The sequence below is a fragment of the Streptomyces sp. NPDC036815 genome (assembly GCF_055609205.1).
In genome coordinates, this window is the sequence record NZ_JBVJPW010000005.1 from 246,986 (window position 1) to 268,797 (window position 21,812).

General features: G+C 71.5%; 18 protein-coding genes. 13 read left to right on the forward strand and 5 right to left on the reverse strand.

Translation table 11 applies throughout. The annotated features are described in order from the left end of the window. The first annotated feature begins 27 nt into the window (after nt 1-27). The 3 genes from ACZ69I_RS14285 to ACZ69I_RS14295 all read left to right on the forward strand — a co-directional run bounded on the left by ACZ69I_RS14285 (nt 28) and on the right by ACZ69I_RS14295 (nt 3,358). Nucleotides 28-1,596, forward strand: a complete 1,569-nt coding sequence (locus ACZ69I_RS14285; protein ID WP_470832317.1) for an MFS transporter — start codon at nt 28-30, stop codon at nt 1,594-1,596. 41 nt (nt 1,597-1,637) lie between these two features. Beyond that, the gene (locus ACZ69I_RS14290) at nt 1,638-1,991 is read left to right on the forward strand and encodes a YciI family protein (protein ID WP_470832319.1); all 354 of its coding nucleotides are present in this window, start codon (nt 1,638-1,640) and stop codon (nt 1,989-1,991) included. Nucleotides 1,992-2,053: 62 nt separating this feature from the next. Beyond that, nucleotides 2,054-3,358: an RNA polymerase sigma factor gene (locus tag ACZ69I_RS14295; RefSeq protein WP_470832321.1), complete on the forward strand. Its 1,305-nt coding sequence runs from the start codon at nt 2,054-2,056 to the stop codon at nt 3,356-3,358. A 15-nt stretch (nt 3,359-3,373) separates the two neighbouring features. On the opposite strand, the gene ACZ69I_RS14300 is transcribed toward ACZ69I_RS14295, so the two are convergent. Beyond that, nucleotides 3,374-4,624 carry a class I SAM-dependent methyltransferase gene (locus tag ACZ69I_RS14300; protein WP_470832322.1) on the reverse strand — a complete coding sequence of 417 codons (1,251 nt, stop codon included), beginning with the start codon at nt 4,622-4,624 and terminating at the stop codon, nt 3,374-3,376. An 82-nt stretch (nt 4,625-4,706) separates the two neighbouring features. Between ACZ69I_RS14300 and ACZ69I_RS14305 the strand changes: the two genes are divergently transcribed. From ACZ69I_RS14305 to groL, 3 genes are all read left to right on the forward strand, one after another. Further along, on the forward strand, nt 4,707-5,630 hold the full coding sequence (locus tag ACZ69I_RS14305; protein WP_467670386.1) for a polysaccharide deacetylase family protein: 924 nt from the start codon (nt 4,707-4,709) through the stop codon (nt 5,628-5,630). Between the two features lie 604 nt (nt 5,631-6,234). Next, a complete protein-coding gene (gene groES, locus ACZ69I_RS14310; protein ID WP_006347174.1) occupies nt 6,235-6,543 on the forward strand; it encodes a co-chaperone GroES in 309 nt (102 codons plus the stop codon). A 127-nt stretch (nt 6,544-6,670) separates the two neighbouring features. Further along, on the forward strand, nt 6,671-8,299 hold the full coding sequence (gene groL / locus ACZ69I_RS14315; RefSeq protein ID WP_362363515.1) for a chaperonin GroEL: 1,629 nt from the start codon (nt 6,671-6,673) through the stop codon (nt 8,297-8,299). A 288-nt stretch (nt 8,300-8,587) separates the two neighbouring features. On the opposite strand, the gene ACZ69I_RS14320 is transcribed toward groL, so the two are convergent. Further along, nucleotides 8,588-9,361 (reverse strand): SDR family NAD(P)-dependent oxidoreductase, encoded by a 774-nt coding sequence (locus ACZ69I_RS14320; protein WP_467670382.1) that lies wholly within the window; start codon nt 9,359-9,361, stop codon nt 8,588-8,590. 53 nt (nt 9,362-9,414) lie between these two features. Beyond that, a complete protein-coding gene (locus tag ACZ69I_RS14325; RefSeq protein ID WP_467670380.1) occupies nt 9,415-10,098 on the reverse strand; it encodes an MOSC domain-containing protein in 684 nt (227 codons plus the stop codon). Between the two features lie 81 nt (nt 10,099-10,179). Here ACZ69I_RS14325 and ACZ69I_RS14330 point away from each other — a divergent pair, with 81 nt between their 5' ends. Beyond that, nucleotides 10,180-11,076: a LysR family transcriptional regulator gene (locus tag ACZ69I_RS14330; RefSeq protein WP_467670378.1), complete on the forward strand. Its 897-nt coding sequence runs from the start codon at nt 10,180-10,182 to the stop codon at nt 11,074-11,076. A gap of 70 nt (nt 11,077-11,146) precedes the next feature. On the opposite strand, the gene ACZ69I_RS14335 is transcribed toward ACZ69I_RS14330, so the two are convergent. Next, the gene (locus ACZ69I_RS14335) at nt 11,147-11,476 is read right to left on the reverse strand and encodes a WhiB family transcriptional regulator (RefSeq protein ID WP_467670376.1); all 330 of its coding nucleotides are present in this window, start codon (nt 11,474-11,476) and stop codon (nt 11,147-11,149) included. Between the two features lie 388 nt (nt 11,477-11,864). Here ACZ69I_RS14335 and ACZ69I_RS14340 point away from each other — a divergent pair, with 388 nt between their 5' ends. The 4 genes from ACZ69I_RS14340 (at nt 11,865) to ACZ69I_RS14355 (ending at nt 16,190) form a co-directional block, all read left to right on the forward strand. Then, the gene (locus ACZ69I_RS14340) at nt 11,865-12,476 is read left to right on the forward strand and encodes a response regulator transcription factor (RefSeq protein WP_003948568.1); all 612 of its coding nucleotides are present in this window, start codon (nt 11,865-11,867) and stop codon (nt 12,474-12,476) included. Between the two features lie 245 nt (nt 12,477-12,721). After that, nucleotides 12,722-13,297 carry a sigma-70 family RNA polymerase sigma factor gene (locus ACZ69I_RS14345; RefSeq protein WP_055563244.1) on the forward strand — a complete coding sequence of 192 codons (576 nt, stop codon included), beginning with the start codon at nt 12,722-12,724 and terminating at the stop codon, nt 13,295-13,297. Nucleotides 13,298-13,448: 151 nt separating this feature from the next. Continuing rightward, entirely contained in the window at nt 13,449-14,954 is a 1,506-nt protein-coding gene (gene guaB / locus ACZ69I_RS14350) for an IMP dehydrogenase (RefSeq protein ID WP_467670374.1), read from the forward strand. 111 nt (nt 14,955-15,065) lie between these two features. After that, nucleotides 15,066-16,190 carry a GuaB3 family IMP dehydrogenase-related protein gene (locus tag ACZ69I_RS14355; protein WP_355803766.1) on the forward strand — a complete coding sequence of 375 codons (1,125 nt, stop codon included), beginning with the start codon at nt 15,066-15,068 and terminating at the stop codon, nt 16,188-16,190. An 84-nt stretch (nt 16,191-16,274) separates the two neighbouring features. Here the strand turns inward: ACZ69I_RS14355 and ACZ69I_RS14360 are convergent, their stop codons facing one another. Further along, nucleotides 16,275-17,528 carry a nucleotide sugar dehydrogenase gene (locus ACZ69I_RS14360; protein ID WP_467670372.1) on the reverse strand — a complete coding sequence of 418 codons (1,254 nt, stop codon included), beginning with the start codon at nt 17,526-17,528 and terminating at the stop codon, nt 16,275-16,277. Between the two features lie 227 nt (nt 17,529-17,755). Here ACZ69I_RS14360 and ACZ69I_RS14365 point away from each other — a divergent pair, with 227 nt between their 5' ends. Then, the gene (locus tag ACZ69I_RS14365) at nt 17,756-19,465 is read left to right on the forward strand and encodes a glycerol-3-phosphate dehydrogenase/oxidase (protein WP_470832326.1); all 1,710 of its coding nucleotides are present in this window, start codon (nt 17,756-17,758) and stop codon (nt 19,463-19,465) included. 291 nt (nt 19,466-19,756) lie between these two features. Beyond that, the gene (locus ACZ69I_RS14370; protein WP_470832328.1) at nt 19,757-21,772 is read left to right on the forward strand and encodes a serine/threonine-protein kinase; all 2,016 of its coding nucleotides are present in this window, start codon (nt 19,757-19,759) and stop codon (nt 21,770-21,772) included. Nucleotides 21,773-21,812 lie beyond the last annotated feature (40 nt).

Consider the following 21,812-nt stretch of genomic DNA (forward strand, 5'->3'; position numbering starts at 1 on the left):
CTATACGCGTATAGTAATGTGCCGCGCATGGTGAACACGGTCACTACGGTGAACTCGAACGCTCCACGAGGACCATGGCTGCTGCCGGTGCTGCTCACCGTGCAGTTCCTCGTCTCCCTCGACATGTCCGTCGTCAACATCGCCCTGCCCGACATGGGCGACGACCTCGGCTTCGCCCCCGACGCGCTGCTCTGGGTCGTCAACGCCTACGCGCTCGCCTTCGGCGGCCTGCTCATGCTCGGCGGACGCCTCGCCGACCTCGTCGGCCGGCGGCGCACCCTCATGGGGGGCTTCGCGGCCTTCGGCGCGGCGAGCCTCGCGGGTGGGCTCGCCCTCGCGCCGGGGCAGCTCATCGCGGCACGGGCCGTGCAGGGGGCGGGCGCGGCGGCGCTCGCCCCCGTCGCGCTCGCCCTGATCACCGTGAACTACGCGGCGGGGCCCGCGCGGTCCCGGGCGCTCGGCCTGTGGGGCATCTCGGGGGCGCTCGGCGGGGCCGTCGGCATCATGGCGGGCGGGCTGCTCACCGACTGGGCCGGCTGGCGCTCCGTCATGCTGATCAACGTCCCCGTGGTGCTCGCCGCCCTCCTCGCCGCACGGCACGGGGTGCCCGCCGACCGCCGCACGGGGCCCGCACCCCGCCTCGACGTCACCGGCGCCCTGCTCGTCACGGCCGGGGCGACGCTGCTCGTCCTCGGCCTCGTGCGCACGCAGACGTACGGCTGGGACTCGGGCACCACGCTGGGCACGCTCGGCGCCGCCGCCCTGCTGCTCGCCGCCTTCGCCGCCGTCGAGTCCCGCGAGCGGGAACCGCTGCTGCGCCTCGGCCTGCTCGGCACGGCGCACCGGCCCGTGCTCTCCGCGAACGTCTTCGCCCTCCTGATGTCCTCGGGACAGTTCGCCGCCTTCTACTTCACCTCGCTCCACCTCCAGCAGGTGATGGGGTACGGGCCGACGGCGGCCGGCGCCGCGTTCCTGCCGTTCTGCGCGGGCATCGTGGCCGGGTCGGCGGTCGCGACCCGGACGGCAGGGCGGCTCGGCGAGCGGACGCTCCTCGTGGCGGGCGGGCTGCTCGGTGCCGCCGGGTTCGGGTGGTTCGCCCTGACGGCCGAGGCGGGCGGCACGTTCCTGGGCTCCGTCCTCGGGCCCTCGCTGGTCGCGAGCGTCGGCATCGGCCTGTGCTTCGTACCGCTCGGCACGGCGGCGACCAGCGGCGTCGCCCCCGAGGAGACCGGCATGGCCGCCGGGCTGCTCAACAGCTCCCGTCAGCTCGGCGGCTCGCTCGGTCTCGCGGTCCTGGTCACGGTCGCGGCGGGCGCCACGGGGCAGGGGCGGGGCCGCGGCGCCCTCGCCGAGGGTCACGCGGCGGCCTTCGCGGCGTCCGCGGGGCTCCTGGTGGCGGCCGCGCTGGCGACGGCGGTACTGCACGGCCGTCGGACGACCACCCCGGACAGACATCTCGCCGCTCCAGCTGCCACACCCCTGGCCACACCACCGGCCACACCCCTGCGACCTGCGAAAACACCCGCCGGGAAAGAAAACTCGAAAAATCTCGGCGACGATGTCGAAACGGGCGTCTCCCGTTCGACGCAGGGGTGAGAGGCGAGGAGAGCCCCGCCACCACCCGATGGGAGACAGCGATGCCGCGCTATCTGACGATGATCCGCATCGACGAGAACAACGTGCCCGAGGGCGGCCCGAGCCCCGAGCTGCAGGAGCGCATGGGCGCGCTCCTCGAGGAGATCACCAGGGCCGGGGTGATGCTCGACACCGCGGGTCTCCGGCCGACCGAGGAGGGCACCCGCGTGACCTGGGACAAGGGCGAGATGTCCGTGACCGACGGCCCCTTCACCGAGACCAAGGAGGTCATCGGCGGCTACTCGATCTGCCAGGCCAAGGACATGGCGGAGGCGGTCGAGTGGACCAAGCGCTTCCTGCGCACCCACGAGGACTACTGGACGATCACCGCGGAGGTCCGGGAGATCGAGGGCTAGGGCCTGCCGGTAGCGGTGCCAGCCTTTGCGGGGGGTGCGGCGGGGTGTTCTGATGGGTGGCCGTGAGCCTTCCGCCGGAGCACCCCCGTCGCACACCGCCGGAGCGGCGGTCCCGCCACGCCGTCGAGACCGTCTTCCGCATCGAGTCCCCGCGCATCATCGCCGGTGTCACGCGGATCGTACGAGACGTCGGCATCGCCGAGGAGCTGGCGCAGGACGCCCTGGTGGCAGCCCTCGAACGGTGGCCCGAGCAGGGCGTCCCCGACAACCCGGGCGCCTGGCTCATGGCCACCGCCAAGCACCGCGCCATCGACCTGGTGCGCCGCCGCGAGCGCTACGCCGCCAAGCTGGCCGAGGTCGGCCGTGACCTGGAGACCATGGGGCCCGGCGCGGACGAGCCCGCCGATCCCGACGACCCCGACGGCATCGACGACGACCTGCTCCGCCTCGTCTTCACCGCCTGCCACCCGCTGCTCTCCGCCGAGGCCCGGGTGGCGCTCACCCTGCGCCTGCTCGGCGGCCTGACCACCGCGGAGATCGCCCGCGCCGTGCTCGCCGCCGAGCCGACCGTGGCGCAGCGCATCGTGCGGGCCAAGCGCATCCTCGCCACCAAGGACGTCGCCTTCGAGGTCCCCCGCGGCCCGGACCGCGAGGCCCGCCTCGGCTCGGTCCTCGAAGTCATCTACCTCATCTTCAACGAGGGGTACGCCGCCACGGCGGGCGACGACTGGCTGCGCCCGGCGCTGTGCGAGGACGCCCTGCGCCTCGCGCGGGTCCTCGCGGGCCTCATGCCCGAGGAGGCCGAGGTGCACGGCCTGGCCGCGCTCCTCGAACTCCAGGCGTCGCGCGCGGCGGCGCGCACGGGGCCGTTCGGCGAGCCGGTGCTGCTCAAGGAGCAGAGCCGGGCCCGCTGGAACCGGCTCCTCATCCGGCGCGGTTACGCCGCCCTGGCGCGGGCCAGAGCCGCGGCCGCCTCGTCCAGGGCCCTCGGCCCGTACGCGCTGCAGGCCGCGATCGCCGCCTGCCACGCCCGAGCGCACACGTACGAGGAGACGGACTGGCAGCAGATCGCCGTCCTCTACGGCCTGCTCGCGGCCCGCACCCCGTCCCCGGTGGTCGAGCTGAACCGCGCGGTCGCGGTCTCGATGGCACAGGGCCCGGAGCCCGGCCTGTCCCTGGTCGACGCGCTCACCGCCGAACCGGCCCTGAAGGACTACCACTTGCTGCCCAGCGTGCGGGGCGACCTGCTGGAGCGGCTCGGCAGGACGGCCGAGGCGTGCGCGGAGTTCGAGCGGGCGGCGTCGCTGGCGCGCAACGAGAGGGAACGGGAGCTGCTCCTCGCGCGGGCGGCCTCCTGCCAGCTCTGACCGGCCGGGCCCGGGTCAGTCCGTCGCGGCCGGTGCCGGATGCCCGATCAGCATCGTCGGCGCGCCCGCCACCCGGGTCAGGAAGACCGTCGCGGACCGCTTCCCCTGAGGCTTCACCTTGCGCCGCAGCTCCTCCGGCTCGACGGCGGACCCGCGCTTCTTCACGGTGAGCACGCCGACTCCGCGCTCCCGCAGCAACGCCTTCAACTTCTTTACGTTGAAGGGGAGTTGATCGGTGATCTCATAGGCCGTGGCGTACGGGGTGTCGTGCAGGGCGTCGGAGGTGACGTACGCGATGGTCTCGTCGATCAGCCCGCCATCGACCCGGGCGGCCACCTCGGCGACCAGGTGCGCGCGGATGACGGCGCCGTCCGGTTCGTACAGATACCGCCCGACGGGACGCACCCCGGGATCCGGCAGCATCGCGTCGAGCGAGGACCACAGGGAGGCGGCGCCGGGCAGCAGCGTCGCGCGGTGCGAGGACGGCACGTCGGTGCCGAACCAGAGCACGGCCTCCTTCACGTCGCCGCCGTCCGAGATCCACTCGGCCCCCGCCTCGGCGGGGATCGCCTCGTGCGGGATGCCGGGAGCGATCTTCAGCGCGGCGCGCGGCGCCTTCAGCGCCGTCTCCACCGCCCACGACAGGGGCGGGGAGTAGGACTCCGGGTCGAAGATGCGGCCGCGCCTGGCGGAGCGGCGCGCCGGGTCCACGAACACCGCGTCGTACGCGGAGGTGTCGACCTCGGTGACATCGGCCTCGCGGACCTCGATCAGCTCGGCGAGCCCGAGGGCCTCCGCGTTGGCGCGGGCGACCGCGCAGGTCAGCGGGGAACGGTCGACGGCGAGTACGGAGATCCCGGCCCGCGCGAGGGCGATCGCGTCGCCGCCGATGCCGCAGCACAGGTCGGCGAGCGAGCGGACCCCGAGGGCCTTGAAGCGCTCGGCGCGGTGGGCGGCGACGGAGGAGCGGGTGGCCTGCTCGACGCCGTCGGGCGTGAAGAACATCCGGGCCGCGTCCTCGGCGCCGAACTTCGCCGCGGCCCGTTGCCGCAGCCGCGCCTGCGCGAGGGCGGCCGTGACCAGGAGCGCCGGGTGCGTGCGGCGCAGCCGGGTGGCGGCGGCGAGCTCCTGTGCGGGCTCGACGTCCCGCACCTCGTCGAGCAGGGCCCGGCCCTCGGCGGTGCGGAGGGCGGCGAAGGCGGCGAGGGGATCCCCGAGGTCGGTCGCGTGGCCGCTCGGCGTGTTCGGGTCGTTCACCTGCCCCATTGTGGGCCAGTCGGTGGACGGTGCGCGGCCGGTGGCGGTGTCGGGGCCGCAAAACGACCTTGAGCTGCGAGGATCCGGCTCCATGCAACTAGTACGACAAAACGTAAAATACGCCAGAAGACGGAACAATCGGGTGCGCGCCGCGGTGGCCGTCCTGGCCGCCTCCGCCATCGCGTCGGGCTGCGCCTCCGCGGGCGGCTCCGGCGCGCCCCCCGCCCACGGCCAGCAGCCGCTCAACGCCCCGCCCGCCCGTGCCCTGGACTCCTACGCCCAGAAGCTCGGCGCGATCCAGGCGGCCAGGGTCGCGGCGGCCAGGCGTTGGGGTCTGGCGAAGACCCCGCTCGCCGCGCCCCCACCGCCCAGGACGAAGCCGCGGATCACCACCCGCAAGGGCTTCGACGTCAAGGGCCAGTCGAGCCTGCCGCCGGTCTTCACGACGGTCCCCACCAAGGACAAGGTCGTCTTCCTGACCATCGACGACGGCGCCGAGAAGGACCCGGCGCTGCTCAGGATGATGGGCGAACTGCACCTGCCGTACACCGCGTTCCTCAGCGACTACCTGGTCAAGGAGGACTACGGCTACTTCAAGAAGATGCAGGACCGCGGCGTCACCCTGAACAACCACACCCTGCACCACCGCTACCTGCCCGGCCTGTCGTACGAGGGCCAGCGCCGCGAGATCTGCGGCATGCAGGACGTCATCGCGAAGCACTACGGCAAGCGCCCCGAGCTCTTCCGCCCGCCGTACGGCAACTACAACCGGGACACCCTGCGCGCCGCCAAGTCCTGCGGCGTCAAGGCGGTCCCGCTGTGGGCGTCGGAGGCCTTCGCCGACCACATGGAGTGGCGCGAGTGGGACAAGGACCTGCACCCCGGCGACATCATCCTCACGCACTTCCGGGGCCGTGAGGACTGGAAGGGCACCATGCCCGACATGGTCCGCCGGGTCATGAAGACGGTCACGGACAGGGGTTACGCGGTGGCCAGGCTGGAGGACTACCTGTGACCCCCCGGGCGCGAGCGCGCCGCCGCCGTCTCCTGACCGGAGCCCTCCTGTGCGGCCTGCTCGCGCCCGCACTCCTCTCGGGCTGCGCGGAATCGGTGGACCCGATCGAACGCCTGGGCCGCAAGGCAACCCACAAAATCCCCCCACGCAAACCGAGTACGTCTTCACACCCGACCCCGAAGCCGGGCTCGGGGTCAGGCGCCCCCGCTTCCCGCTGTGGGCAGGCGTTCCGCTGGGGGTTCCCCCAGGCCCTTGAGGCGCTGGGGGAGGAACGGGTGGGCACAGCCCCCGGTGCAGGGCCACAAGAATCGGGGCCGCCACGAATCGCCGCTGGGGAACCCGAAGAGCCCGAGAGCCGTTGCCCCGACAGGGAAAACGCGCCGCCCGCCCCGCCCAGAGGCACCGCCATCCGCTAAAGCCCGACGCAGTCGATTGGCACTCCGCTTGACCGAGTGCTAATCCCCGTCCTAGTCTCACTTCTGGCACTCCCCACTGGAGAGTGCCAACAGCGACGGGCAGGTCCGGCACCCGCGACGACGGATCCACCTGGTCGCCACACTCAGACTCTTAACCCCGTGAGATCTCCGAAGGGGGAGACCGGATCGTGACGACCGCCAGCTCCAAGGTTGCCATCAAGCCGCTCGAGGACCGCATTGTGGTCCAGCCGCTCGACGCCGAGCAGACCACGGCCTCCGGCCTGGTCATTCCGGACACCGCGAAGGAGAAGCCCCAGGAGGGCGCTGTCCTCGCCGTGGGCCCGGGGCGTTTCGAGAACGGCGAGCGCCTTCCGCTCGACGTGAAGGTCGGCGACGTCGTGCTGTACAGCAAGTACGGCGGCACCGAGGTGAAGTACAACGGCGACGAGTACCTCGTCCTCTCGGCTCGCGACGTGCTCGCGATCGTCGAGAAGTAATTCACCGCTTCACCTGCTTCACCAGCAGATTTGCTTTTGAGCTGCGCCCCTGGTCACCCCGCTGATTGCCGGGCGGCGAGGGGCGCAGTTCGTTCACCCGAGTTTTCGAGAGGGCTGAATCGCTCCCATGGCGAAGATCCTGAAGTTCGACGAGGACGCCCGTCGCGCCCTTGAGCGCGGCGTCAACAAGCTTGCCGACACGGTCAAGGTGACGATCGGCCCCCGCGGCCGCAACGTCGTCATCGACAAGAAGTTCGGCGCGCCGACCATCACCAACGACGGCGTCACCATCGCCCGTGAGGTCGAGGTCGACGACCCGTACGAGAACCTCGGCGCCCAGCTGGTGAAGGAGGTGGCGACCAAGACCAACGACATCGCTGGTGACGGCACCACCACCGCCACCGTGCTCGCCCAGGCCCTGGTCAAGGAAGGCCTGCGCAACGTCGCCGCCGGCGCCTCCCCGGCCGCCCTGAAGAAGGGCATCGACGCCGCCGTCGCGGCCGTCTCGCAGGAGCTCCTCGCCACCGCCCGTCCGATCGACGACAAGGCCGACATCGCGGCCGTCGCCGGTCTGTCCGCCCAGGACCCGCAGGTCGGCGAGCTCATCGCCGAGGCGATGGACAAGGTCGGCAAGGACGGTGTCATCACCGTCGAGGAGTCCAACACCTTCGGCCTGGAGCTCGACTTCACCGAGGGCATGGCCTTCGACAAGGGCTACCTGTCGCCGTACATGGTGTCCGACCAGGAGCGTATGGAGGCCGTCCTCGACGACCCGTACATCCTGATCCACCAGGGCAAGATCTCCTCCATCCAGGACCTCCTGCCGCTGCTCGAGAAGGTCATCCAGGCCAACGCCTCGAAGCCGCTCCTGATCATCGCCGAGGACGTCGAGGGCGAGGCCCTGTCGACCCTGGTCGTGAACAAGATCCGCGGCACCTTCAACGCCGTCGCGGTGAAGGCCCCCGGCTTCGGCGACCGCCGCAAGGCCATGCTCGGTGACATCGCCACCCTCACCGGCGGCACCGTCATCGCCGAAGAGGTCGGCCTCAAGATCGACCAGGTCGGTCTCGACGTGCTCGGCACCGCCCGCCGCGTCACCATCACCAAGGACGACACCACGATCGTCGACGGTGGCGGCAACAAGGCCGAGGTCGAGGGCCGCGTCGCCCAGATCAAGGCCGAGATCGACGCCACGGACTCCGACTGGGACCGCGAGAAGCTCCAGGAGCGCCTCGCGAAGCTGGCCGGCGGCGTGTGCGTCATCAAGGTCGGCGCCGCCACCGAGGTGGAGCTGAAGGAGAAGAAGCACCGTCTGGAGGACGCCATCTCCGCGACCCGCGCCGCGGTCGAGGAGGGCATCGTCTCCGGTGGTGGCTCCGCCCTGGTGCACGCCGTCAAGGTCCTCGAGGGCAACCTCGGCAAGGAGGGCGACGAGGCCACCGGTGTCGCCGTCGTCCGCCGCGCCGCCGTCGAGCCGCTGCGCTGGATCGCCGAGAACGCGGGCCTCGAGGGCTACGTCATCACCTCGAAGGTCGCCGAGCTCGACAAGGGCTTCGGCTTCAACGCCGCGACCGGTGAGTACGGCGACCTGGTCAAGGCCGGCGTCATCGACCCGGTCAAGGTCACCCGCTCCGCCCTGGAGAACGCCGCGTCCATCGCGTCGCTGCTCCTCACGACCGAGACCCTGGTCGTCGAGAAGCCGGCCGAGGAAGAGGCGGAGGCCGGTCACGGCCACGGCCACGGTCACTCGCACTGACCTGAGTTGCCCGAGGCCCGGCTCCCCGCACAGGGAGCCGGGCCTCAGGCCTTTTCGGGGGTGCGTCTGCCGGGTCGCTGCCCGTCGCCGGGTGCGGTTGCCTTCGGCTGGTCGCGCAGTTCCCCGCGCCCCTTAAGGGGCGCTCGCCGAAGTCGCCTCAGGGGCGCGGGGAACTGCGCGAGGACGGACCACGACCCGCACCCGGCAAGGACCCGCACCCCAGCAGACGCACCCCGCCCCGCCCCCGCAAAGGCCCCCGCAAAGGCCCCCGCAAAGGCCCCCGCAGGCCTACTGCGGCCCGTACTTGCGGCCCGTACGGGACGTCACCCCGCCCAGCAGCGACCGCGGCGTCACCTTCACCACCCCCATCAGCGCCTTGTACCGCGGGTCGGGGACGGACAGCGTGCGGCCGCGGGAGAGATCGACGAGCGCCGTCGCGACCAGCTTGTCCGCGTCGAGCCACATCCAGTTGGGGATGTTGGACGTCCCCATCCCGGCCCGCTCGTGGAACTCCGTGCGGACGAAGCCGGGGCAGAGCGCCATCAGCCGCACCCCCGTGCCCGCCAGGTCCTTCGCCGCGCCCTGGGTGAACTGCACGACCCACGCCTTCGAGGCCCCGTACGTCCCGCGCGGCACGAACGCCGCCACCGACGCGACGTTCACGACACCGCCGCGCCCGCGCTCCCGCATCGACTCCGTCGCGGCCGACGTCAGCCGCAGCACCGCCTCGCAATGCACCTTGAGCATGGTCAGCTCGTCGGCGAGCGAGACCTCCAGGTAGCGGCCCTTGTTGCCGAACCCGGCGTTGTTGATCAGCAGGTCGACCGGGTCCCTGCGGTTCGAGAGCCGCTTCTCGACGGTCTCGATGCCCGTGTCCGTGGCGAGGTCCGCGGTCAGCACCTCGGCCTCGATGCCGTGCCGGTCGTGCAGCTCGGTCGCCTGCTCGCGCAGCCGCTTGGTGTCGCGAGCCACCAGGACGAGGTTGTGCCCGTCACCGGCGAGGCGCCGCGCGAAGGCGGCGCCGATGCCGGCGGTTGATCCCGTAATCAGAGCCGTAGTCATGGCCCAAGGCTAGTGAGAGCGGGCGGCCCCCGTGGCGCGCCCGCGGCCCGGCCCTACGTCACCAGGTCCTCGGCGCCGTGCCGCGCCAGGTACTTGCGGGCCCGTTCGGTCGTCTCGGGGTGCAGGGCGTCGCCCGCCGCGAGCAGCCGCGGCAGCAGCGACTTCTCCGTCGTGACGGCCCGGAACTGGAGGCCGACGGTGACCTCGTGCGCGGGCCGGTGCACGATCCGGATCGCGTCCCCGGCCCGGATCTCGCCCGCCTCGATCACCCGCAGATACGCGCCGGGAGCACCCTCTCCGGTGAACCGCTTCACCCACCCCGACTCGTCGAGGTGGCCCTGGAACGTACGGCAGGGAATGCGCCCGCTGGTCACCTCGAGCACCAGATCGGAGCCGATCCGCCAGCGCTCGCCGATCCGCGCGCCGGTCACGTCGACCCCGGACGTCGTCAGGTTCTCGCCGAACGAGCCGTCGGGCAGCGGCCGCCCGAGGGTTTCCTGCCACGCGTCGAGGTCCTCGCGCGCGTACGCGTACACGGCCTGGTCGTTCCCGCCGTGGTGCCGCAGGTCGCTTATCTGGTCCCCGGCGAGCCCGCTGCCGCCGACGCCCTTCGCGCCCGGCGCCGTCACGAGGACCGGCCCGCGCACCGGCCGCTTGTCGATGCCGGTGCTGCCGGAGGGGGAACCGGCGTACTCGACGACCGTGCGACGGCCAACATTCACCGAAAGAAGCTCCATGCGCAGCAGGCTAAGGCAGTCCCCTCAAAGCCGCGAAGCATTATTTCGCGATATGCCCAAGCGCCGCTTATGCTCGATCCCATGATCGAGGCCCGTCACCTCCGCGTCCTGCGCGCCGTCGCCGCCACCGGCTCGTTCTCGGCCGCGGCCCGCGAGCTCGGCTGCACCCAGCCCGCCGTCAGCCAGCAGATGAAGGCCCTCGAATCCTCCACCGGCACGCCGCTGCTGATCCGCACCGGCCGTGAGATGCGCCTGACCCAGGCCGGCGAGGCGCTGGTCAGGCACGCCTCGGGCATTCTCGCCGGACTCACCGCCGCGGAGGAGGAGGTCGCCGCCATCGCGGGCCTGCGCGCGGGCCGGGTGCGGCTCGTCTCCTTTCCCAGCGGCAGTTCCACCCTCGTCCCCGGCGCCCTCGCCGCCCTGCGCGCCGCCCACCCCGGCACCCGCGTCTCCCTCGTGGAGGCGGAGCCGCCGCGCTCGGTGGAGATGCTGCGCGAGGGGGACTGCGACGTCGCCCTGGCGTTCCGGTACGAAGGGGCGACGGCCGCCGAGGAGTGGGGCGACCTCATCGTGCGTCCGCTGCTCGCGGACCGGCTGGTCGGTCTCGTGCCCGAGGGGCACCGGCTGGCCGGCGCGGACTCGGTCACCATCGGTGAGTTCGCCGACGAGTCGTGGATCGCGGGCTGCCCCCGCTGCCGCAGGCAACTGGTGGAGGTCTGCGAGAGCGCGGGCTTCGTGCCCCGGATCGATTTCGCGACCGACGACTACCCGGCGGTGATCGGCCTGGTCGGCGCCGGACTGGGAGTGGCGGTGCTGCCCGAGCTCGCGATCGAGTCGGTGCGCCCCAAGGGCGCCCGCACCGTGACGGTGGAGCCTGCCGTGCAGCGGGAGATCGTCGCGCTCACGCTGCCGGATCTGGCGCAGGTGCCGGCCGTCGCCGCCACGCTGGACCATCTCGCGCGGGCCGCTGCCCGCTGAGGAAGGGGGCGGGAGCCGCCCCGAGGCCGTTCCGGAGCCCTCCGGAGAGCCTGTTCGAAGAAACGTTCCTTCAACTGTGCGACACGGTGCTGCCCGCCGAGGCGGACGCCGTGACCAGGCGGTTGCGCGCACGCCCCATGAGCTCTTCGCGCTCGTCCTCGGTCAGTCCGCCCCACACGCCGTACGGCTCGCGCACCGCCAGCGCGTGCGCGGCGCACTCCGCGCGCACCGGGCACCGCATGCAGACCTCCTTGGCGGAGTTCTCGCGTGCGCTGCGCGCCGCTCCCCGCTCGCCCTCCGGATGGAAGAAGAGCGAGCTGTCGACCCCGCGGCAGGCCGCGAGGAGCTGCCAGTCCCACAGATCTGCGTTCGGTCCGGGAAGGCGGGAGAAATCTGCCATTGCTGGTCCCCTTGAAGCCGTTCTTCGCGGATACGGTGCCCATGACCGTACATCTACTGTCTAAGGAGATGAAAATATGACTCATTGCGAATCTAGCCATAGACACCAGGAAAAGGGAAGAAAAGCCGCTAAATGGGGCATAGCTTGTGATGAAAGGTTGAGGGTCTCCCGCGCGCTCTGCGCTGTGTCCGCGCCCTCACGTAGAGTGCCGAAGGTGGCTGACTGCCCCGTAACTCTTTCGGGTGACCGTCGTTGAGAGTGCGAGGCGGTTGAAAGAACAAGCGCTCGGGCAGGTGTCCGAGAGCGTCAACCGCACAGGTGACGAATATGTACCAGCCTGGAGGCTCAAGGTGACGCGCAGCAGCTGTGAGAGCCGCGGAGGACAGTCATGACTTCTGTCCTCGTGTGCGACGACTCCCCGCTTGCCCGAGAGGCGCTCCGCCGCGCGGTCGCGACCGTGCCCGGTGTCGAGCGCGTGACGACAGCGGCCAACGGCGAGGAAGTCCTCCGCCGCTGGGGCGCCGACCGCTCGGACCTGATTCTGATGGACGTACGCATGCCCGGACTGGGCGGCGTCGAGACCGTCCGGCGGCTGCTGTCCGCCGACCCCGGTGCGCGCATCATCATGCTCACCGTCGCCGAGGACCTGGACGGGGTCGCGCTCGCGGTCGCCGCCGGTGCCCGCGGCTATCTGCACAAGGACGCCTCCCGCGCGGAGCTGCGGGCGACCGTCACCCAGGCGCTCGCCGACCCGACGTGGCGGCTGGCTCCGCGCAGACTGCGCTCGGCCGAGATGGGCGCCGCGCCCACGCTCACCGCGCGTGAGATCCAGGTCCTGGAGGGCATGAGCCACGGCCGTTCGAACGCGGAGATCGGACGTGAGCTCTTCCTCTCCGAGGACACGGTGAAGACGCACGCCAGGCGGCTCTTCAAGAAGCTCGGCGCCTCGGACCGGGCACACGCCGTGGCGCTCGGTTTCCGCTGGGGTCTGGTGCGCTGAGTGTGCTGCCGCGGGGGGCCCGCGACCCCCGTCCGCCACCCGGCGGGCGGGGCGACGGATGCCCGCCGCTGCTTGTTTCGTCGCCGATGCCGCATCCTTGAGGTGTGGAGTTCCTCGGGGACGAGTCGATCGAGCGGGAGGGGAGGGCGCAGGAGATGAGTTCCGGCGCACCTGCTCATAACGCTTCAGTGCACAACTACGGACGCGGTGCCACGGATCCTTCGCCGTCAAGGCACCATGGACCGATGCGCGATGACAAGACGACGGTGATCGGTGCCCTCGTCCTTCGCGCGGTCGAGGGCGACGAACAGGCCACGCACGACCTTCTCGCGCACGTGCACCCCTTGGCGCTGCGCTACTGCCGCACCCGGCTGTCCCGACTGCCGGGTGACGCACGGCACTTCGTGGAGGACCTGGCGCAGGAAGTCTGTGTCGCCGTGCTCCTCGCCCTGCCGCGGTACAAGGACACGGGCCGCCCCTTCGAAGCCTTCGTCTTCGCGATCGCGGCGCACAAGGTGGCGGATCTCCAGCGGGCCGCCATGCGGCACCCCGGCTCCACCGCCGTGCCCTCCGACGAGATGCCGGAGCGGCCCGACGACTCGCTCGGGCCCGAGGAGCGCGCGCTGCTCAGCAGCGACGCCGAGTGGGCCAAGAAGCTCCTCGCCAACCTCCCCGACAATCAGCGGGAGCTGCTGCTCCTGCGGATCGCCGTCGGGCTGACGGCCGAGGAGACCGGACAGATGTTGGGGATGTCACCGGGTGCGGTGCGGGTCGCCCAGCACCGGGCGCTGAGCAGGCTGAGGGCGCTCGCCGAGCAGTAGGGCCCCGCACCGGTGGTACGACGGTCGGGGTTCCGTCGGCGTACGTGTGAACGTACAAAGCTTGCCGATGATCTTGGTCGTGGAATGAGACACCCCTGGAGCCCGTTAGCATGGACATCCGCACCGATCAAGGCCATTTGGGGAAGGTGTCATGACTGCAAACGTCGACGGAGTGCCCGAGAAATTCGCGACGCTCGGGCTGACCTACGACGACGTGCTGCTGCTGCCGGGCGCGTCGGAAGTGCTCCCGAACGCGGTCGACACCTCGTCCCGCATCTCGCGGAACGTCCGGGTGAACATCCCGCTGCTTTCCGCGGCGATGGACAAGGTCACCGAGGCGCGGATGGCGATCGCCATGGCCCGTCAGGGCGGCGTCGGTGTCCTGCACCGCAACCTCTCCATCGCGGACCAGGTCAACCAGGTCGACCTCGTGAAGCGGTCCGAGTCCGGCATGGTCACCGACCCGATCACGGTGCACCCGGACGCGACGCTCGCCGAGGCGGACGCGCTCTGCGCGAAGTTCCGGATCAGCGGCGTCCCGGTGACCGACGCGGCGGGCAAGCTGCTCGGCATCGTCACCAACCGCGACATGGCCTTCGAGAACGACCGCAGCCGGCAGGTCCGCGAGGTCATGACGCCGATGCCGCTGGTCACCGGCAAGGTCGGCATCTCGGGCGTGGACGCCATGGAGCTGTTGCGCCGCCACAAGATCGAGAAGCTGCCGCTGGTCGACGACGCAGGGCTCCTCAAGGGCCTCATCACCGTCAAGGACTTCAAGAAGGCCGAGCAGTACCCGCACGCCGCCAAGGACGCCGAGGGACGGCTGCTCGTCGGTGCCGCCGTCGGCGCCAGCCCCGAGGCGCTGGAGCGCGCCCAGGCGCTGGCCGGCGCCGGGGTCGACTTCCTGATCGTCGACACCTCGCACGGCCACAACAGCAACGCCCTGAGCTGGATGTCGAAGATCAAGTCGAGCGTGGGCGTCGACGTGATCGGCGGCAACGTCGCCACCCGCGACGGCGCGCAGGCGCTCATCGACGCCGGTGTCGACGGCGTCAAGGTGGGCGTCGGACCGGGCTCGATCTGCACCACCCGCGTGGTCGCCGGCATCGGCGTCCCGCAGGTCACCGCGATCTACGAAGCCGCGGTCGCGGCCCGCGCGGCCGGCGTGCCGGTCATCGGCGACGGTGGCCTCCAGTACTCCGGTGACATCGGCAAGGCGCTCGCCGCCGGCGCCGACACGGTGATGCTCGGCTCGCTCCTCGCGGGCTGTGAGGAGTCGCCGGGTGAGCTGATGTTCATCAACGGCAAGCAGTTCAAGTCGTACCGCGGCATGGGCTCGCTCGGTGCCATGCAGTCCCGCGGCCAGGGGAAGTCCTACTCCAAGGACCGCTACTTCCAGGCCGAGGTCGCCTCCGACGACAAGCTCGTGCCCGAGGGCATCGAGGGCCAGGTGGCCTACCGCGGCCCGCTGGCCAACGTGCTGCACCAGCTCGTCGGCGGCCTGCGCCAGACGATGGGCTACGTCGGCGCGGCGAGCATCGACGAGATGGAGACCAAGGGCCGTTTCGTCCGCATCACGTCCGCGGGCCTCAAGGAGAGCCACCCGCACGACATCCAGATGACGGTCGAGGCGCCGAACTACAGCCGCAGTAAGTAGTCTTCCGGCTCACGCGTACGCGTGGAGGGGCGGGCCCGGTCACCGGGGCCGCCCCTTCCGTGTGCGTCGGGGATACTGGACAGGCAGACCAAGAGGGAAAGGCCCCACAACGTGACTGAGATCGAGATCGGGCGCGGCAAGCGCGGCCGCCGCGCGTACGCCTTCGACGACATCGCCGTCGTACCGAGCCGGCGCACCCGCGACCCGAAGGAGGTCTCGATCGCGTGGCAGATCGACGCCTACCGCTTCGAGCTGCCCTTCCTGGCCGCTCCCATGGACTCCGTCGTCTCCCCGCAGACGGCCATCCGCATCGGTGAGCTGGGCGGCCTCGGCGTCCTGAACCTCGAGGGCCTCTGGACGCGGTACGAGGACCCGCAGCCGCTGCTCGACGAGATCGCCGAGCTGGACGCGGAGACCGCGACCCGGCGCCTCCAGGAGATCTACGCGGCCCCGATCAAGGCCGACCTGATCGGACAGCGCATCAAGGAGGTGCGTGACGCGGGTGTGGTCACCGCCGCCGCGCTCTCGCCGCAGCGCACCGCCGAGTTCTCCAAGGCCGTCGTGGACGCCGGGGTCGACATCTTCGTGATCCGCGGCACCACCGTCTCCGCCGAGCACGTCTCCGGCGCCGCCGAGCCGCTGAACCTGAAGCAGTTCATCTACGAGCTGGACGTCCCGGTCATCGTCGGCGGCTGCGCCACGTACACCGCGGCGCTGCACCTGATGCGCACGGGCGCCGCGGGTGTCCTGGTCGGCTTCGGCGGCGGCGCCGCGCACACCACGCGCAACGTCCTGGGCATCCAGGTACCGATGGCCACCGCCGTCGCCGACGTCGCGGCCGCCCGCCGTGACTACATGGACGAGTCCGGCGGCCGGTACGTGCACGTCATCGCCGACGGCGGCGTGGGCTGGTCCGGCGACCTGCCCAAGGCCATCGCGTGCGGCGCGGACTCCGTGATGATGGGCTCCCCGCTGGCCCGCGCCACGGACGCGCCCGGCAAGGGCCACCACTGGGGCATGGAGGCCGTTCACGAGGACGTGCCGCGCGGCAAGAAGGTCGACCTGGGCACGGTCGGCACGACCGAGGAGATCCTCGCCGGTCCTTCGCACATCCCGGACGGCTCGATGAACTTCTTCGGCGCGCTGCGCCGCGCGATGGCGACGACGGGCTACAGCGAGCTCAAGGAGTTCCAGCGCGTCGAGGTGACGGTCGCGGACTCGCAGCACAAGCGCTGACGCTCGCGCTGGACGCACGACGTCGAAGAAGGGCCCCGGTACTTCGTACCGGGGCCCTTCTCGTCGTCTTCGACGTCTTCGCCGTCACAGGCGGTGTGCGGCGCCCGCCGGGGTCGCGCCCCTGGTGTCCAGGAGCAGCTGCGCCTTCACCGCGAGACCTTGCAGGTCGTACGTGCGGTGGTGCTGGAGCAGGATCGTGAGGTCGGCGTCGGCCGCGGCCTCGTAGAGGAAGTCCGCGCGCGGGACGGGGCGGCCGAGCACGCTCCAGGTGGGCACGTAGGGGTCGTGGTAGCTGACCGCCGCGCCGAGCTCCATGAGGCGGGTGGCCACCTCCTGGGCGGGGGCGCCCTGCTGGTCGGCGAGGTCGGGCTTGTAGGTGACGCCGAGGAGCAGGACGCGGGCGCCGCGGGCGGACTTGCCGTGCTCGTTGAGGAGGGTCGCCGAGCGCTGGATGACGTACTGGGGCATGCGGTCGTTGACCTGCTGGGCCAGCTCGACCATGCGCAGGGGGCGGGCGCCGCGGGAGGGGCCGGGGACGTCCAGGGGCACGCCGTGGCCGCCGACGCCGGGGCCGGGGCGGAAGGCCTGGAAGCCGAAGGGCTTGGTCTCGGCGCAGCGGATGACGTCCCACAGGTCGATGCCGAGGTCGTGGCAGAGCACCGCCATCTCGTTGACCAGGGCCATGTTCACGTGCCGGTAGTTGGTCTCCAGGAGGTGCACGGTCTCGGCCTCGCGCGGGCCGCGGGCACGGACGACCTTGTCGGTGAGGCGGCCGTAGAAGGTGGCGGCCGACTCGGTGCAGGCGGGGGTGAGGCCGCCGATGACCTTGGGGGTGCCTGCGTAGCCGTGGCTGCGGTTGCCGGGGTCGAGGCGGCCGGGGGAGTAGGCGAGGTGGAAGTCGCGCCCGGCGCGCAGGCCCGAGCCCGATTCGAGGATCGGACGGAGGAATTCCTCTGTGGTCCCCGGGTACGCGGGAGACTCCAGGATCACGGTGGTGTGCGGGCGCAGGCGTGCGGCCAGGGCCCGGGCGGCCTCGGCGACCTGGCTCAGGTCGAGCGAGCGGTCGGCGGCCGGTGGGGTGGGGGCGCAGATGACGGCGGTGCGGACCCGGCCGAGTTCGGCCGGATTGACGGTCGGCCGGAAGCCCCCCGAGAGCATCCGGCGGACGTCGGCGGCGGTGAGGATGCCTTCGGCGCCGTCGCACGGCAGCCGGCCGCCGGCCAGGTCGGCGGCGCGGACGGGGTCGTAGCCGATGGTGGCGATGCCGCGTGTGACGGCGGCCTGGGCGAGGGGCAGGCCGAGGTGGCCGAGGCCGATGACAGCGAGATCTGCGGGCATGGCGGTGGGCCGTCCTCCCAATAGCCGGAGTGGGACGAGTGCGCAAGCCCTGTGGACAAGGCGGACCAGCGCAATGTCAGACTAGGAGTAAATATGACCGATTTGCGGTATTGCGTTGCGCGGGGTTCCGGAGTGTTGTCCACAGGCCGGGGTCGCGATCAGCGGGCGGCGGAGAAATCTGGGCATGATGTGAGTCCGACCACACCCGAGCTCAACGGGAGGCAGCGGTGAGGACAGCGACACTGGGGCCGGCGGAGCGTGCCGAGTCACTTGCGGGAATGGCCGACCGGGAGCTGGACATCCTGGTGGTGGGCGCGGGAGTGGTCGGCGCGGGCACGGCGCTCGACGCGGTGACCCGCGGCCTGTCCACCGGCCTGGTCGAGGCGAGGGACTGGGCTTCGGGCACGTCGAGCCGGTCCAGCAAGCTGATCCACGGCGGGCTGCGCTATCTGGAGATGCTCGACTTCGCACTCGTGCGGGAGGCGTTGAAGGAGCGCGGCCTGCTCCTGGAGCGGCTCGCCCCGCATCTCGTGAAGCCGGTCCCGTTCCTCTACCCCTTGCAGCACAAGGGCTGGGAGAGGTTGTACGCGGGATCGGGCGTCGCTCTCTACGACGCCATGTCGATGTCCCGCGGCCACGGCCGGGGCCTGCCCATGCACCGCCACCTGACGCGCCGCCACGCCCTGCGCGTCGCCCCGTGCCTGAAGAAGGATGCACTGGTCGGCGCCATGCAGTACTACGACGCCCAGATGGACGACGCCCGCTACGTGGCCACCCTGGTGCGCACCGCCTCGGCGTACGGCGCGAAGGTCGCCAACCGCGCCAAGGTCACCGGCTTCCTGCGCGAGGGCGAGCGGGTGGTCGGCGCCCGGGTGCAGGACGTCGAGGGCGGCGGGGAGTACGAGGTCCGCGCCAAGCAGATCGTGAACGCGACCGGCGTGTGGACGGACGACACCCAGGCGATGGTCGGCGAGCGCGGCCAGATCCACGTCCGGGCGTCCAAGGGCATCCATCTGGTCGTACCGAAGGACCGGATCAACGCGACGACCGGGCTGATCCTGCGGACCGAGAAGAGCGTCCTCTTCGTCATCCCGTGGGGCCGGCACTGGATCGTGGGGACCACCGACACGGACTGGGACCTGGACAAGGCCCACCCGGCCGCCTCCAGCGCCGACATCGACTACCTCCTGGAGCATGTGAACTCGGTGCTTGCGGTGCCGCTCTCCCGGGACGATGTCCAGGGGGTGTACGCGGGGCTCCGCCCGCTGCTCGCGGGCGAGTCGGACGCCACGAGCAAGCTGTCGCGCGAGCACACGGTCGCCCACCCGGCGCCCGGCCTGGTGGTCGTCGCGGGCGGCAAGTACACGACGTACCGCGTGATGGCCAAGGACGCCGTCGACGAGGCGGTGCACGGCCTGGACCAGCGCGTCGCCGACTGCGTCACGGAGGACATCCCGCTCGTCGGCGCCGAGGGCTACAAGGCGCTGTGGAACGCCCGCGCGAGGATCGCCGCGCGGACGGGCCTGCATGTGGTGCGCGTGGAGCACCTGTTGAACCGGTACGGCTCCCTGGCCGAGGAAGTGCTCGAACTGATCACCGCCGACCCGAAGCTGGGCGAGCCGTTGCCGGGGGCCGACGACTACCTGCGGGCCGAGGTCGTCTATGCCGCGTCGCACGAAGGCGCCCGGCACCTCGACGACGTGCTGACCCGGCGCACGCGCATCTCGATCGAGACGTTCGACCGGGGCACGCGCAGCGCCAGGGAGTGCGCCGAGCTGATGGCGCCCGTCCTCGGCTGGGACAAGGACCAGATCGAGCGGGAGGTGCAGCACTACGAGAAGCGGGTGGAGGCCGAGCGGGAGTCGCAGCGGCAGCCGGACGACCTGACGGCGGACGCGGCACGGCTGGGGGCGCCGGACATCGTGCCGCTGAGCTGACCCCCCGCTACTCCTCCGGCGCCTGTCGGTCCTAGGGTGCGCGGGGGGCAGAACTCCGCGACGAGAAGGGCCGGTTCCCGGTCCGGATCGGCTGGCTTGTCCGTGTTGACCCGGAAGGTGACGGCACGTCGGCTGGCGTGAGTGGCGGTCCCCCCTCGTGCGCGGTCCATCATGAGGGACGAGAAGAGGGGCCCGTGGACCCTGGGCGCCGGCCGGTCCTTGAGTAAGGGACAATGAAGGCTCTGTCAGGGCGGGTTGCTCGGGTAGCAGCGGTAGCAGCAGAGGGGACGCATGTCGGACGCGGAGCAGACGGGTGAGACCCGTCGGGACAAGAGCGAACGTCTCCTCGCCGGCCGGTACCGGCTGGGAGAGGTGCTCGGCCGCGGCGGCATGGGCACCGTCTGGCGCGCCAAGGACGAGACGCTTGGCCGTACGGTCGCGGTGAAGGAGCTGCGGTTCCCCTCGAGCATCGACGAGGAGGAGAAGCGCCGGCTCATCACGCGGACGTTGCGTGAGGCGAAGGCGATCGCGCGGATCCGCAACACCAGCGCCGTGACCGTCTACGACGTGGTCGACGAGGACGACCGCCCGTGGATCGTGATGGAGCTGGTCGAGGGCAAGTCGCTCGCGGAGGCGATCCGTGAGGACGGCGTGCTCTCGCCCAGGCGCGCCGCCGAGGTCGGCCTCGCCGTGCTCGACGTGCTGCGCTCCGCCCACCGTGAGGGGATCCTGCACCGCGACGTGAAGCCGTCGAACGTGCTGATCGCCGAGGACGGCCGGGTCGTGCTGACGGACTTCGGCATCGCGCAGGTCGAGGGCGACCCCTCGATCACCTCCACCGGCATGCTCGTCGGCGCGCCGTCGTACATCTCCCCGGAGCGCGCCCGCGGCCACAAGCCCGGCCCCGCGGCCGACCTGTGGTCGCTGGGCGGCCTGCTGTACGCGGCCGTGGAGGGCGTCCCCCCGTACGACAAGGGGTCGGCCATCGCGACGCTCACCGCGGTGATGACCGAGGACGTCGAACAGCCCGTGAACGCCGGGCCGTTGGAGAAGGTCATCTACGGCCTGCTCGCCAAGGACCCGGAGCAGCGGCTCGACGACGCGGGGGCGCGGGCGCTCCTCATCGACGTGATCCACGCTCCGGAGCCCAAGGTGGAGCCGGAGCCGGTGGAGGCGACCAAGGTGGTGCCGTTGCCGCCCGCCCCGCCCAGCCCGCCGAAGGCACCGAAGATCCCGAGGACGCCCAAGGCGCAGAAGCCGCCGAAGGCAGCGAAGCCGCAGAAGGCCACGGGTGTCGCCGGTGGGGCTGTCGGTGCCGCTGGTGCCACCGGTGCCGGTGAGAGGCCCGCGGGCGCCACGGCCGCCGTCGGAGCCGCCGCCGGCCGTAAGGCGGCGGAGGCCACCGACCGTTTGAAGAGCGCCCTGCAATCGGTGCGCAAGGGGCCCGCCGCCGGGTCGTCGCGTGCGGGCTCGCCCACCGGTTCGCCCACCGGTTCGCCCGCCGGGCCGGGGAGCGCGCCGTCGCGGCCGCCCGTCAAGGCGTCGCTCACCGATGTGGTGCCGCGGCGGACCCTGGTGATCCTTTCCGTGGTGGTCGTGCTCGCCGTGCTCGGTACGGTGCTCGCCCTCGCGCTCGGGGACGACGGCAGCAAGGCCGAGGACAACAAGGGCGGCGACAAGGCCTCGTCCAGCGGGGCGACCGCCGGCTCGGGCCAGGGCAAGGACGCGGACAAGGACAGCGGCAAGGGCACGGGCAGCGGCGCCGGCACGGGGGACGACGGGAGCAAGGACCCCACCGGGGACAAGAGTTCCGACCCCGACGAGGGCGAGGGGCACGACCCGGGCAAGGACGACGACGCCAAGAAGCCGGGTGACGCCGCCGACTCGACGTACAAGCACGCCCAGGGCTTCAAGATCGGGCTGCCGAAGGGGTGGAAGTTCCAGTCCACGGGCCGTGCGGGCGCCCGGTTCGGCGGGCCCGACGGGCAGAAGCTGCTGATCGGCTGGACGGGCACGCCCAAGGACAACCCGGTGAGCGACTGGAAGAACCAGGAGAACTACATGGTCCGGTCGCAGTACCACCGGATCCGGATAGAGAAGGTCGGCTTCCGCGGCTGGAACACGGCCGACTGGGAGTTCACCTACGTGGACGGCGGGACCAAGTACCGGTCGATAGACCGCGGCTTCGTCGTCAACGGCAAGCTGGGCTACGGAATGATGTACACGGCCAAGGCCGACGACTGGGGGAGCGAGAAGCGGCGCACCGCGTGGCAGACGTTCACGAAGACGTTCGAGCCGAAGGCCTGAGTGCGGAATTCCGACGTCCTGAGCGCGGGATTCCGAGGTC